Source organism: Roseofilum sp. (assembly GCF_982964205.1).
In genome coordinates this window covers 22,137-36,206 of record NZ_CEZBFX010000046.1, presented here as the reverse complement: position 1 = coordinate 36,206, position 14,070 = coordinate 22,137, and the positions used below count along the sequence as shown (strand labels likewise).

General features: G+C 45.4%; 10 protein-coding genes. 7 read left to right on the top strand and 3 right to left on the bottom strand.

Annotated elements, in window-relative coordinates; all coding sequences use genetic code 11:
* Positions 1-489: 489 nt before the first annotated feature.
* Positions 490-1,014, top strand: a complete 525-nt coding sequence (locus AC3A14_RS13160) for a transposase (RefSeq protein ID WP_487779020.1) — start codon at positions 490-492, stop codon at positions 1,012-1,014.
* A gap of 992 nt (positions 1,015-2,006) precedes the next feature.
* Positions 2,007-3,425 (top strand): hypothetical protein, encoded by a 1,419-nt coding sequence (locus AC3A14_RS13155; RefSeq protein WP_318733091.1) that lies wholly within the window; start codon positions 2,007-2,009, stop codon positions 3,423-3,425.
* On the opposite strand, the gene AC3A14_RS13150 is transcribed toward AC3A14_RS13155, so the two are convergent.
* Positions 3,422-3,697, bottom strand: a complete 276-nt coding sequence (locus AC3A14_RS13150) for a MoaD family protein (RefSeq protein WP_413038812.1) — start codon at positions 3,695-3,697, stop codon at positions 3,422-3,424. The genes AC3A14_RS13155 and AC3A14_RS13150 overlap by 4 nt on opposite strands.
* Before the next feature lie 84 nt (positions 3,698-3,781).
* Positions 3,782-5,086: a threonine synthase gene (thrC, locus tag AC3A14_RS13145; protein ID WP_318733090.1), complete on the bottom strand. Its 1,305-nt coding sequence runs from the start codon at positions 5,084-5,086 to the stop codon at positions 3,782-3,784.
* Positions 5,087-5,284: 198 nt separating this feature from the next.
* Between thrC and AC3A14_RS13140 the strand changes: the two genes are divergently transcribed.
* A complete protein-coding gene (locus tag AC3A14_RS13140; RefSeq protein ID WP_318733089.1) occupies positions 5,285-6,112 on the top strand; it encodes a SirB1 family protein in 828 nt (275 codons plus the stop codon).
* 21 nt (positions 6,113-6,133) lie between these two features.
* On the opposite strand, the gene AC3A14_RS13135 is transcribed toward AC3A14_RS13140, so the two are convergent.
* Positions 6,134-8,167 (bottom strand): ATP-binding protein, encoded by a 2,034-nt coding sequence (locus AC3A14_RS13135; RefSeq protein ID WP_318733088.1) that lies wholly within the window; start codon positions 8,165-8,167, stop codon positions 6,134-6,136.
* A 300-nt stretch (positions 8,168-8,467) separates the two neighbouring features.
* Between AC3A14_RS13135 and AC3A14_RS13130 the strand changes: the two genes are divergently transcribed.
* The 4 genes from AC3A14_RS13130 to AC3A14_RS13115 all read left to right on the top strand — a co-directional run bounded on the left by AC3A14_RS13130 (position 8,468) and on the right by AC3A14_RS13115 (position 13,933).
* Positions 8,468-9,727 carry a hypothetical protein gene (locus AC3A14_RS13130; protein WP_318733087.1) on the top strand — a complete coding sequence of 420 codons (1,260 nt, stop codon included), beginning with the start codon at positions 8,468-8,470 and terminating at the stop codon, positions 9,725-9,727.
* Between the two features lie 873 nt (positions 9,728-10,600).
* Positions 10,601-12,406, top strand: coding sequence for an eCIS core domain-containing protein (locus tag AC3A14_RS13125; RefSeq protein WP_318733086.1), 1,806 nt, complete (start codon positions 10,601-10,603; stop codon positions 12,404-12,406).
* A gap of 7 nt (positions 12,407-12,413) precedes the next feature.
* Positions 12,414-13,100, top strand: a complete 687-nt coding sequence (locus tag AC3A14_RS13120) for a hypothetical protein (protein WP_318733085.1) — start codon at positions 12,414-12,416, stop codon at positions 13,098-13,100.
* A gap of 368 nt (positions 13,101-13,468) precedes the next feature.
* On the top strand, positions 13,469-13,933 hold the full coding sequence (locus AC3A14_RS13115) for an LptA/OstA family protein (protein WP_318733092.1): 465 nt from the start codon (positions 13,469-13,471) through the stop codon (positions 13,931-13,933).
* The last annotated feature ends 137 nt before the right edge of the window (positions 13,934-14,070 follow it).

The window sequence follows — 14,070 nt, the reverse complement described above, 5'->3', positions numbered from 1 at the left end:
CCCGAAGGTGCCACATTTTGAGTGTGGTGCGTCTACCAATTTCGCCATCCGCCCTAGTGGATACTCTCACTATCATAACCTATTTTTAGATTTTGCAACAGCTTTTGACTATCTTATATTTTAGGCAACTTCTCTATGTCCCCTCCTGATGCTATTCTTCTGCTGTCACTTTCTGAGTAGAAAAGTCTGCTTTGACTCTAAGTTATTCTAACCCCGTGGGATATGTTATATTCCTCTTCTGTCACTCTCCGAGAATGAAGATAGAATAAAATAGAGTATCAATAGCTAAAAGCGAGATAGATCAATGGATGTAGAGTTACAGATCTTAAAACATTTGCCCAGATCGCCGGACACTAGGGTGTCAGTTGTTGATCAATATTGTGACTCTTATCAAGAGATGTTTGGTTACGTCACCTGGCAAATTACCACGGGAAACTCGCTGGTCTAACTTGCGACCAACGCGCCCTATCACTCGGTCACTCCCAAACTATGAATGACAAATACGACAAACACCAGACCACCAGGAACCAAGTCAATCTTCTCATGGCTGATATCTCCGAGAAATCAGAGAACCAACGCCTAAAAGAGAAACTTGCTAGAGCAAAAGAAACCCTCCTGTTCCTGAAGAAGGAAAACGCTCGGCTCAACGAACTCTTAGTGACTGAAGCGAATTTCTCAGAAAGAAAAGGAGGAGTGGTTTTAGTCAGTGAAGGACAAGAGAAAATCTCTAAGCTTCAAGTAATTTGGGTCGATCAAGGATATGCCGGGAAAAAATTTACCCAAATGATCGCTCTGGTCAGTCAAGCTAGAGTAGAAGTGATCGAGAAGAAAAAGAAGCAGTTTGAAGTGTTGCCACGGCGTTGGGTTGTAGAACGAACATTTGCTTGGCTGGTGCAAAATCGACGTTTAATTGTAGACCAGGAGCAATTACCAGAAATAAGTGAGGCGATGATCTATACAGCTATGTGCCGCTTGATGCTCAGAAGATTAGCGCGTCTGGCCCAATCTTCTTAATTTTTGTTTTATAAACGGTCTCTTACTCAAGTGGGGTGTTAGGTTGTTTCGGTGGATTTCTCTTCTTTTCTTCGTAAAGCCTTGACTATGCAAGCTCCACTGTACTTTAGTCCCCCTGGATGGTCACTCCAAGCTCTTGGGACGGAATTTGGGGATTCCATTTCCTCCTCTATCCCCAACTCTACTTCGTTGATAGCCTCAGCTAAGGACTCCCCATTAAAGGTTCCACCCTCATTTCTGTAGGCACATCGGTTGAGCAATATCTCGCTCTCATCAATTGGGGCCGAAGTCTCTAGGACGATCCATCGTATATAGGGGGTTCTCATTTTACTCTTCCATTTGAGGGGTTTTTCTAAATCACTTAGTGATTTACTTAGTGAATTGAATTCCCTGTTTGATTTTATCTAACCTGAGAGGTTTCGGAAAGTCCCTTCACAGCTTTCACTCCCCTGTCCTGACTGGGTTTCAGCTTTCACATTAACCTTCACATCGGCTTTCACACTACGACGCTGCTTATATGCACATCCTTCATCACCCTCATTGAGGGTGACGTTGACTGTACGTATACAGAGAGGGAAGGAAGAAGAGTTATCCCTTTACAGCGTGCAAGAGGGCAATCATCGCAGAGTCAGGATTTCACTCTTAGTTTTTTCTTTCGGTTGGGGAAGAAGGGCGGTGATGGTCATGTGATTGATTTATTGATGAAATTCCATGGCAATGCTTTTATCTATAAGTTTTCTCTATTCTGCTTGACCTATTTCTAGCTTATCCATTTTGGGGGTGCTATGGTTGTTTTGTGTTGAATGTGTGTTGAACACCAGATTTTGTTCTGGGTGTTGGGAATGAAAAACCTGTAGTGCCCATACTTGAAATGGACGAGCACGGAGGGATTTGAACCCCACTCTCAGATTATAGCTAACGCTATCCCAAGATCTGAAAGCTTTGCCTAGTTTGCACTCTAGAACCTTGAAAAGGAAATAGGTGCAAAATAGGTGCAAAACTGGAAGAATTATCTAGACCAGGCATGGAGCCTGGTGAATGAGTATTTTCACTCTAACCAGATTGACCCATCTAAGTTGGTAGACCACGAATTAGTGAGGACCTACCTCAAGAATTGCCAAAAGTCAACCCCAAAAGGTGTCTCTATCAGCAAGAACCGCAGTCGTCTGTCCCTTCGGTTCAAAGCTGCCAGCAAGTCTCAGACTTCCGATAATGGTTGCAATGAATCCTTCACCTGTGATGGTTGCGTCAATGCTCTGGCAAAAGCTTTGGCCGTCTCTGACAAGTTGAAAAATACTGAAACAGAGTCTGAATTTTGGTCATGGTACGAGTCAGAAATCAAGGGGACTGTATCTCTTGAGAATGACATCATTACCATTGGCGAAGCCATTGAGATTGTGAAAACCAATTACATCAATGGCTACGACAAGTGTGGTAGGGATAGAAGTGAGGAGAAATTAAAAACCAACACTCTAGCAAACTACCATTTAACGTATGGAAAGCATTACGCCAAGCTCAACTCAGAACTTAGGCTAACTGGAGAAAATATCATCTCTGAAGTTACCCGCAACTGGGGACAGCTAATTAAATCGATTTCTGGCAATCAGACTCTATGTTCTAAAGGCTTCAGGAATGCTTATACCGGTGTTGCAAAACTCCTAAGAGATACCAGACTCGATGGGGAACTGGCTAAAGTTTCCAAACACTTTGGAACTGTCCGAGTAGTTGAAAAAACCGAGCAACAAACCATTGACCTTGAAACCTTTCTAGACTTTAGAGCTAGGGTACTGGGACTTAATGGTTATGAATTGACCAAAGCTCAACGGAATAACATTGAATCTCGTCGATCATGGTTCAAAGCTATTTGCTTTAACCTCATCTACGGTTTCCGTTGCTCTGAATTTAAGGCAATCCTTAATCTTGATAAACCTGTCAAACGTGGCAACCGTGTAATCAAGGCACTCCATGACCCAACTAATGATGAGAATATTGTCATTATTGGTGATGGGTTTTGGGTAACTGATACTAGTGGAAAACGTCACTATATCACAGTAAAGACCTCTAATAGAATTGCCCGACCGATGGTGCATCCCAATCACCCTGATTTGGTTGAAATGCTGGGGATTAAAGATGCTAACGTAAAATTCCCCGATAAATTCCCAAGCCCTGATACTAAACCGGACAATCTAAAAGGACTGTATTCTGATGCTATGCGGGGTCAATTAAATAGGTATGTTGACCAAGTAGGAGAAGGATTCACCCAAACCCATGCCTTACGGCACTTGGCAAACCACCATGGTAAACTTGCGGCCTTGTTCCTTCGCGCGAAGCACTATATAAAAAAACCACAGCTTTTGAGGCTGTGGAACAATGGAGTTGAGTTCATGCACGTGAGATCGGAAGAAGATTAGCCGCCAGCAACAGCGGGGACAATGCTTACTTCATCCCCTTCGTTGAGTACGGTTTCAGCCCCTTGTAAGAAGCGAATGTCTTCTTCTTTCACATAAATATTTAAGTAGCGGTTGATTTCTCCACTCTCTTTGCGGATGCGGTTTTTAATGCCTGGATAGCTCTTTTCTAAAACATCAATCAGTTCAGAGACAGTACTAGCTTGGAGTTCTACCGTGGGCTGATTATTGGTGTGCTTTTGTAAGGTAGTAGGAATTAAAATTTTAACCATGATTGCAGTGTTTATCTGTTTGAGATTTGGAAATATGGGGGAGAGTATTCCCCCATTCCGGGTTTAATGACTGTTTGGACTAAGAGTTTAGACCAATACTTGTTGCCATTCTAGGCGATCGAGGGTACGTGCCCGTTCCATTGCCCGCTCAAAGCTTTCTAGATTTGCGTCAATCGTGAGGGGTTCGCCAACATATCCTTGAACGGCTTCTTGAGTTTTCAAGCCGTTGCCGGTAATGTAGGTGACGGTGGTTTCATCGGGGTCAATTTTACCGGCTTCGACCAGTTTTTTGAGGACGGCGATCGTGGTTCCGCCTGCGGTTTCGGTGAAGATGCCTTCGGTTTCTGCCAAGAGTTTAATGCCTTCGATGATTTCAGCATCGGTAACCGATTCGATGTTGCCGTTGGTTTTGCGGGCTAACTCAAGGGCATAGATTCCATCGGCGGGGTTACCAATGGCGATCGATTTGGCGATCGTGTTGGGTTTGACTGGGGCGATAAAGTCGCGTCCTTCCTGGAACGCGGAGGCGATGGGAGAGCAGCCTTCGGCTTGAGCGCCACTAAAGCGGACAGATTTATCTTCAACTAAGCCGACTTTGATAAATTCTTGGAAGCCTTTGTAAATTTTGTTGTAGAGGGAACCGGAGGCTAGGGGGGCAACCACATGATCGGGCAGTTGCCAACCGAGTTGTTCGGCGACTTCATAGCCTAGAGTTTTGGAGCCTTCGGAGTAGTAGGGGCGCAGGTTAATGTTGACGAATCCCCAGCCGTAGGTATTGGCAACTTCGCTACAGAGGCGATTGACTTGATCGTAGTTGCCTTTGACGGCCATGAGGGTGGGATTGTAGATTAGGGTTCCCAATACTTTACCGGCTTCGAGATCGGCGGGGATAAAGACGCAACAGTCTAAGCCGGCATGGGCGGCGATCGCCGCAGTAGAATTCGCTAAGTTTCCAGTACTCGCACAAGATACAGTGGAAAACCCTAATTCTCTGGCTCTCGATAGGGCAACCGAGACCACCCGATCCTTAAAACTCAGGGTGGGCATGTTTACCGCATCATTTTTAATATAAAGATTTTTTAGACCTAATTGCCGTGCTAACCGATTTGCCTTCAGAAGAGGAGTCATCCCCGTACCTACATCAATCACGTTATCGCTCAGTAGAGGAAGGAACTGACGATAACGCCAAATGGAGTTGGGGCCGGCTTCAATAGTTTCACGGCTAACTTGCTGGCGTAAACGGTCGTAGTTATAACTTACTTCTAGGGGGCCAAAACATTCTTCACACACATGCTTGGCTTCGAGTTCATAGGTTGTGCCGCACTCTTTACAGACTAACTTTTCACAGGCAGCTTGGGAACTCCGATTTAGGGTTTCAGTGGCAAGGGTCATAAGCTTTGTCTTCCTCTTTGTTTAACGTGCGATTTCTGATCCTCGATTGGCATCGTATCACCGGGGGTCAAGGGTCGTCAAACAATCCCGACTAAAAACATCGGGATTAACAAAACCTATAATTAGCAAGGATTTCAGACAACAGATGGGTGCAGGTATGCCACACTAGGACAAAATGAAAAAAATAAATTTTGGATTATGGACTTTTCTAGAACCAGACAACAGTTCTATCAGGAAATACAGCAACCAGAAGCCTCCATCTCCCTAGCTAAGGCAGCCCTTTACATTGCTGCTGAAGCCTATCCAAAACTCAACCCGGTTGAATACCTGCAACAACTCGATCGCATGGCAGCAGAGATCCAAACCCAGCTACCGACTCAGCGCTATCCCTTGCGTATTATCCAAACGATTAACGATTATCTGTATGAGCAGCTCGGTTTTCGAGGGAATACCGAAGACTATTACGATCCGCGCAATAGCTTCTTAAATGAAGTCCTTAACCGACGTACGGGTATCCCTATCACCCTGGCTTTAGTCTATTTAGAACTTGCCCAACGGCTAGAATTTCCTATGGTGGGCATTGGAATGCCGGGTCATTTTTTGATTCGTCCTGATTTTGAAGAGGTAGGAATTTTTGTTGATGCCTTTGATCGAGGAGAAGTCTTATTTCCTGAAGATTGTGCCAAGCGGTTAGCCCAGATTTATGGACAACCGATAGAATTAAAACCTAAATATCTAGCCCCTGTCAGTCCTCGACAGTTTTTAGCGCGAATGCTGACGAACCTGAAAGTGATTTATCTGCACAATCATCAAATCGATCGCGCCTTGGCTGCCATTGAACGGATTTTATTGTTATTTCCCCAAGCGCCTATGGAATTGCGCGATCGCGGTTTAATCTCCTATGAATTAGGCAACTGGAGTTTAGCCACCCAAGATTTAGAAGACTATTTGCACTATCTCCCCCTAGCCCAAGATAGATTGATGATTCAACAAATTTTAGCCAAAATGGAAGCTAATCACGGATAATGGAGCAAAATGAACCTTAGCTCAAAAGAGATCCCAACCCTGAGTTTCAGCACGAGTGAGCGATCGCCCCCATTTCAAATATTCTGTTCTCGTCGCTTCCAGAATATGCTTCATTTTTACCGGTTCTTCAGCATCAGCAGCTAAAAAGGCTGCATTTAGCGCGATCGATTTAATATTTCCGCCGGTAACATCCAATTGTCCCAATTTTTTAAAATTCAAGCCCTCCGTCGGAGTTTGCTTGGGAAAAACCCGCTGCCAAATTTGACTGCGCTCTGGAGCTTTGGGATAGGGGAAATTAACAATAAAACGTAGGCGACGTATAAAGGCTCGATCTAAATTATCCTTAAAGTTGGTGGTTAAAATCGCTAATCCTTGATAGGCTTCCATTCTCTGTAACAAATAACTCACTTCAAGATTGGCGTGGCGATCGTGGCTATCTTTAACTTCCGTGCGCGAACCAAACAGGGCATCCGCTTCATCAAAGAGTAAAATACCTCCCCCCTTTTCTGCAGCATCAAAAATACGGCGTAAATTCTTCTCTGTTTCGCCAATATACTTGCTCATTACCGCACTTAGATCAATCCTAAATAAATCTAAATGTAGTTCATGTGCCAACACTTCAGCCGCCGTCGTTTTGCCTGTGCCACTGGTTCCGGCAAATAACGCCGTTAACCCCAACCCGCGCTGATTTTTGGCCGCAAACCCCCAATTTTGATAGACGGTTGCCTGTCGGCGCACATGAATCAGAATTTGCTGCAAAAGCCCTTTTTCTCGCTCCGGAAGTACGAAGTCTTCCCAAGGGGTTCTCACGTCAATACGTTGTGCTAATCCTTCTAATTCCGGTCTGGCTTGCAACCGACAAAACTCCCAAAGTCTCTCACTGATGACTTTAGGGGGTAAATCGAGCTGCGATCGCACGGCGGCACTCGCGGTTTCAATCATGATTGCTGATAAGCGAAATTGAGCTGCTAAGGATGACAGATATTGTCCTAAATCTTCTGGGTAATCTTGCCATGCCTTTTGCCACAATTCCAGTTGTTCCCCATATTGCAAGGCTTCTACATCAAAGGTAACGGTATGGGGGAGGAACAACCGTTCCTCGGTAGCGACGATGACGGGCACTTGAAGAGACTGTAAAAAGGGAGACAAGAGAGAGGGGCGGCTTTCTGCTGTTCCCGATTCATTCACCTCTACCCATAACAAACTCGGTGAAAGGGCACACCAGCGCTGCCAACGCATCACTAAGCGTTGCAGATCCTGCCGATCTCTGGGAATAGCATCACTGGGAAGATGATATAAGGGGAAGTTTAAATCCTGACTGATATGGATAGCAATTTCCCCTTGTAACTCTCTCTCTGGAGTACACAATTGGATAATGGGTTGACTCTTTAAAGCCCCTTGAAACACCGATACGGCTTGATCGATGATGTTCTCATAGGAAGGTTGCAGGACAGTTGTGGTTAACATTGACACAGGAGTAATCGTTCCTGTCAGGATTGGATCGTGATAGGACTCTCCCATCAGATAGTGCAAAATAGCTTCGTCAATTTGTAGGGAAGCGCGGGGAAGTTCTGGAGTGGTTGCATAATGAATCAGTTGCCATTTTCGCAGGGGACGAGCTTCAGTTAAGGCATCCCAATGGGGTTTGGGAAAACACTCTAGAGCCAGTTGAAAGGTAAGGTAGTTCAGTTCCCCATTATCTTGAGCGATCGCCAGTAGATCGGGAAAATGGCGATCGATGGCTTGAGCAACACAACAGAGGATAATACTACATTCAAATAGAGATAGGTCAAAAGTTTGACGTAAACTTCTGAGGGTGGCAGACTCTTCTATACCTTGGCAAATTTCTTCTCGGTTTTGGTGTGGATGGAGAAAACCAGAACTTTCTTTACCCTGCCGATCGGCGATGTAGCGATCGAGCAAAGAATGGATGGTGGAAATGGCTCCAACCAGGCAATCAACAATATCATCTTGAATGTTGTCTGGTGTAGTTGCGATCGCCCAATCCCGAAACTTCTTTGGCTGATGGTAGATTCCTGTGGAGTGGTTAGCCAATAAGGTTATTCTCCAAATTTTAGGTTACATCTGCACCGTCAATAGTAACACGATGATGATGGGCTAATCGTATCGATCAACTAGAAGATTTATCATCATTCTGTTATAAATCTTCTAGTCGATCGGACTGTCGATCAGCATTTATCCGCATTTAACGGTATACTGAATGGTATAAGATCTAGTTTGGCTAAAATTATGAGTCCTCATCGCCAACAATACCGCACTCGCCGCGCTCCTCGTAGAGTCGAACCCGAAAGCCATGCACCTCGGTTCACCGGGCCCCCAGGACTTCAGCCAAAGGTGCAAAGGAAACAGAACAAAGAGCTACCCCAATGGCAACCCCAAGGTCATAAACAAAGTAACATACTGGAGAAATTGGGAAAAGCCGCAACAGTGCAAGCGAAGTTGGAGGTTGGACACAACTTAATTGCCCATGAATTGACCCAGAACCTAAGTAGGACTGAGGCTTCAGCTCCCAGTGTGCAAAGGAAAGACTATGAAGGAGAGACTGAAGGGATTGAAGTAGAAAACCCTAGTGGCCATCAGTTGGTTTTGAAAAGAAACAAAGATCGTGGTGTTATTGCTGAAGTGATTACAAAAGAGGATGAAGAAGTGATCGCTGACCTAACCACGGATATGGGATCTAATCCATATACGATCGAAAATAGAACTAGACCTGTAATGTCGCAGGATCAGGATGGAATCAGTCAGAGAAAGGATGCCCTGGCATTAATGAAACGTCAGATTGAAAGCGCGGGAGAAGGTTCGACACTGAGAACGGGAAAAACAGATATAGAGAAATATACAAAAAGCACTGGAACAAGTGTGCAACCCGCAGAAACGGATGCACTTAAGCTCCAGATTAAACAGCGTTTGCATAAGGTTGTTCCCAAAGGTAGACAATCTAAACCAGGGGTTCAAATTACAAAAGGTCTGAATATGGAGGGACTAATAGCACAGGCGGAAGAAAGAGTCGGGGTTTTTGATCAATACAAAGGTGCTAAATGGATGGATACATACAGCGCTTATAAAGAGTATTACCTTCAGGAGGTTAAAAAGGAAGAACATGCTGAATCAGCTCCAATTTTTGCAATGTTGGCATCATTTTTGCACTATTTCATGAGAAGAGTTGACTTTGGGATTAATTTTTATGGATTAAAAGCAATACTTTCGGTTGAAGAGGGAGAACAAGGATTAGGAAGAAAAGGTGTACGAAAAGGAGAGTTGATTTTTCCTCCTTCTTTTGTCTCTCCTGCGGAGAAAAACTCATGGGGGGTTTTACCAAAGACTCCTCCTGGAAACTGGCTTAGTGAATTACCCAGTAAGGTCAAGCTGGAAGTAACAACTGCGCTGAGAGGACTGCCAAATGTTAATGTGTGTGGGGCCCTCAACCCTACTGCATGGAGTTGGGCATATAGTGAATATATTTTGGCGAAACGAGCGGTTGGTGGGCACGAAGTTCCTGCATTTAAAATTGCGGGTAGGAAGGGACATGCTTTTGAACATCGTACAGCCAGTCAGGAAGATCGTCAGCGTTATGAAGTTGACGAGCAGGAATGAGTTAAGATTACAACTGTTGGATCTCGACATAAATCCTGGTATTTAACTACCTACCTCAGTTAGATTAAAAAGCTGTGACTCCCTCAGTGAGCCGCATAATTAAATAATCGGTTGAGTTCTGGAAGCTCCCTGATACCATTTCTTTTTAAGGTTGCCACTAATCGATCAATGGGAGGCAAGGGGCTGGGGGCCCCTTGTTAAAGCACATCATCATAGAGAAATGGTATGAAACGGTCAAAGCATCCCAATGGGGTTGGGGAAAACCGTCTAGGGCCAGTTGAAATATGGGATAATTGCATTCAGCTTTATTATGGGCGATATTATGGGCGATCTCCAACAGATTAGGAAAGTCTGGATCGATGGTTTATCCTGCACAACAGAGTAAAATACTGACTTCAAATAGGGATAGGGCAAACGTTTGGCTTAAACTTTTATAATCCAGATTGCAGTCTTATCTGTTTCCCATCATATCTATTGCATTGACTTACAGCGCTTTGCTTGCGTTATGAAACACAAGCTTGAATCCTCATTCCCTATTCCCCAGCGCAAAGCGCTGTAATAGCTCGATCTCAAGGGGTGACAAGGTAGCTCAAAGGTCGCTATAGCGACCTTTTTCGGTAGTATTTTGCTGAAAACCTCAACTCAATGGTCGCGATCGCATAACTATAGCATCAGGTTAGAGGGTTACTTGCCCAAAAAATCGCTGGATTTTTTCGCCATCTTTTAACGGCTCAAAGCCAAGCGTAGCCTTAGATTCAAGCCTGTTGTCACCCCCTGAGTAGCTCGACACACAATCGATGAGTTTCGCATCTTGGAGAATGCTTAAATCATCCCTTATACTAAAGGGTAAACTCCTCTGTCTTCATCTTCATCATGAATCCTCGCCGCCGCCAAACCCGAATTTCCCCCCGCCAATCTCTATTGGCACAAAAAGCGCCTCAGTATGCCGCTCCTCCAGTTGTGCAACCCAAGATACAGAGGAAAACAGAGCGGGAACTCCCGGAGTGGAAACCCAGTGAGAGTCGCAAATCTAGTCCTCTAGAGCGACTGCGATACTCAGCCAGACTACAAGCCAAATTAGAGATCGGACAACCCCACGATCCCTATGAACAACAAGCCGATCGAGTGGCGCAAGATGTAGTAGAAACGATAGATACGCCTCAAACCCCATCCACTCTGCAACGGGAAATGGAACCAGAAGGGGATGAACAGATGCAAATGAAACCGATGGTACAACGGCAAGAGGCGATCGCTACAGGCGAAGCATCAACAGAATTAGAATCTTCCATTCATCGAGCTAGAGGAAGTGGAAAACCCTTACATGAAGGCTTACAGCGCTCCATGGGAACCGCTATGAACGCAGATTTTTCTGGGGTGCGTGTTCATACCGATAGTCGTGCCGATCGCCTAAATGAATCGATTCAAGCCAAAGCATTTACAACAGGGCAAGATGTATTTTTTAAGAGTGGGGAATATCAGCCAGGGAGCCAGAGAGGACAAAAGCTAATTGCCCATGAGTTAACCCATGTAGTTCAGCAAAGTAGTACAAAGCCCACCATCCAACGCGCTCTGGCTACCACCCAAGAATACACGACGATGAAAGCGAATGCCCGTAAAGAAAAAACCAAGTGGTCTGGAGCGCTTTCAGCCAAGAACTATGGCAAGAAGAAAAACAGTTACGAAGAGAAGAGGCAAGACAACGATAACGCAGGTGCTTTTAAGATTCTCCTCGATCTTCGCAAGAGGTTCACCGAACTCGATAACAAAGGAGATAACTACTGGAAGAGTAACCGACTCAAGGAGCAATATTTCAGGCCCCTCGAAGCTAAACTCATACAAGAAATGAAGCTTGTTGGCGAGATCTTGCACGTTCGTTTGTCCACAGATGAAGCACCGGAGGTAACAGCGCGAAGTGGAGCCGACGAAGCTGCTGTTTTATGGGCGCACCTCAAGGAAGATGAACAGAGTACGATGGCGGGCATTTGGAATAAAGAACAGACGCTGCGGTCTCGAATTTGTGAGGTGCTTGGGAACCAAGGGGGACAGTTGAAGCTGACAAACCTCAACTATGTGATGGAGGCTGTACTAACTCGGCAATGGCAAGGGGCAACAAGGTATGTGAAAAATTGGGTTGCGTCCGATTCAGAGTTGAGCCTAAACGAGTATGTAGATCGGGAGATGGAACAAGCTCTAGAAAAGCGCAAGAAATTCAATCCTAACACAACTGCCCATAGCACTGAATATCTAGATGACCAAGCCCGTGCGGACACCCAGCTTCACTTCGGGGGTGGAATGGTCTATAAAGGGACCGAGCAAACGCTCCTTACAACTGATAGTGGTGGCGATGCGATCGTTATGTCGGATGGAGAACTCTTCTCGGCTAAGAAGGGCGACGTTAGTGTTCAGGATAACGTGAAAAAAGTTATTCAACACTCATCATTCCTCAGTGGATTGCCTGTAGATACGGCTGGAATGATCGTAGCAAACGCAGGGACACTGGAAAAGGTGCGGGGCTTCAGCGGACACTATAAACCAACAACGGCCCATCTTGCCCGGCTATGTCTGGCGATGCAAGCGCGTGGGATCGACATGACGAACGTAACCATTGAAGATAAAGATGGTAACAAATACACAGGCCTACCTAAGTTCTTAGAGTCTATGCATGGAGATGAGGAGTAGTACCCTAGTGGCTATATCGACAGTATTGCATTCTTTCTTGTCAGCAGAAAATCGCTCCACAGCCGTAGATGCTCGTATAGCTTTGGGCGATCCAGACCCGGACGATCGAGCTGCGATCGCTTCTATTATGAACCGTTGGGATGATTCTAAAGCTGTAGCGAACCTTTTGTTTCACCCGGAGCTACTGGCTACAGAGGATCGGGTCAAATCTTTAGTTCGAGGTCTGGAACAGGAAGAAGACGCTTACTTAAGACTGGCGGCGATCGTCGGCGTGCAAGACATCGACTGCCAAAACCTAGAGTCGGCAGATCGCACTAAGCTGAAAACACTGCTGATGTCTGAAATCCAAGAGGGTAGCCAAGTGCTTGCAGCTCGTGCGAGTGTCTCAGTTTTGGAACTTTTGCAACCTGAAGATGTGGAACAGTTGCTCGATCAATTGAACAAACCGGATGACTTACTGCGGCATAACGCCCTTGTCGCTTTAGTCAAAGTCTTTGGAGTTAAACAGGCACTTGACCTTATTTACCAAGCCGCCTGCTCCGGTGCAATTGATGAGTCAAGTAGAACGTATAGTGAAAGATGCTTTGCCGAACTTAGTGAGCTGTGCGAGGGAGGCTTGCCGATTTCGCAAGCTTTACTGATGAGCAGCTTAGGCGCTCCATCTTTGGCCTATATTCCTGACTATTTGGATTGAGTGAGTCTGTAGTCGGCGGTTTCATCTAACAGGACTTAGACAAAAATCAGCGCTGATATCTGGTTCAAAGCTATACAGAACAAGGCGTTCACATCGATCGAGCACCAATCCAGTCAGGGCAAGGATTACAGGTGATTTTAGATGAAGTGTTTGTTCAAGTCCCGTTAGTAGCTTGTCCAGCACAACTGAGTAAAATACTCAGTTCAAATGGGGATAGCCCAAAGGTTCGAGTCAAGGTTTTCAGCGTAACTGAGTTTTGCACCCTCTCCCTATTGATGTGAACCCCGAAACTCCACACTCCCTTTCCGGTTACAGTATCCTAGGTAAAGAAAAAGAGAAACCAACCCAGCCAAGAGAACATAGTGCTTATGAAAACCTTGCGATCGCCCCATTGGAGCCATTTAGTGGGCACATTAGCCCTAATGATCCCCATTGCTCTAGGAATCACTCGCCTACCGGCTGCCTATTCCCAAAATAGCCAAAATCGGGCTATTACCTTGCGAGCAGACATTCAAGAAGCCAATGCTAGAACTGGTGTCCTTACCGCCAGAGGTAATGTACAAGTCCTCTATCCAGCCCGCAATATTCAAGCGACAGCCGCCCAAGCTCAATATTTTAGCCGCGAACGGCGGATTGTCCTGAGTGGTAACGTCTATGTTCTCCAAGAAGGCAATAGCATCAGAGGAGAAACCGTTACTTATCTAATTGATGAAGGTCGTTTTGTCGCCCTACCCCAGAGCCAAGGGCAACAAGTCGAAGCAATTTATATTGTTCCGGAATCCACCGATAACGCGGGTAATCCAGCACCCCTACCCCCAACTCCTGATTTGTAGAACTATGCGCTAGAGAATAGGGAATAGGTTATGGGTTCTATTATAAGTCAGGAGTACACAAAGCTTCTGTATAGATACTTTAACCCGATCTGGTATAGTTAATCGGTCAGTGCTGGCAATTCAAAACAAGTTTTATG

What these genes read in the sequence shown, in the direction of transcription:
- AC3A14_RS13160 (WP_487779020.1), top strand. Translation starts at nt 490, where the DNA reads ATGAATGACAAATACGACAAACACCAGACCACCAGGAACCAAGTCAAT.
- thrC (WP_318733090.1), bottom strand. Translation starts at nt 5,086, where the DNA reads ATGACCCTTGCCACTGAAACCCTAAATCGGAGTTCCCAAGCTGCCTGT.
- AC3A14_RS13140 (WP_318733089.1), top strand. Translation starts at nt 5,285, where the DNA reads ATGGACTTTTCTAGAACCAGACAACAGTTCTATCAGGAAATACAGCAA.
- AC3A14_RS13125 (WP_318733086.1), top strand. Translation starts at nt 10,601, where the DNA reads ATGAATCCTCGCCGCCGCCAAACCCGAATTTCCCCCCGCCAATCTCTA.
- AC3A14_RS13115 (WP_318733092.1), top strand. Translation starts at nt 13,469, where the DNA reads ATGAAAACCTTGCGATCGCCCCATTGGAGCCATTTAGTGGGCACATTA.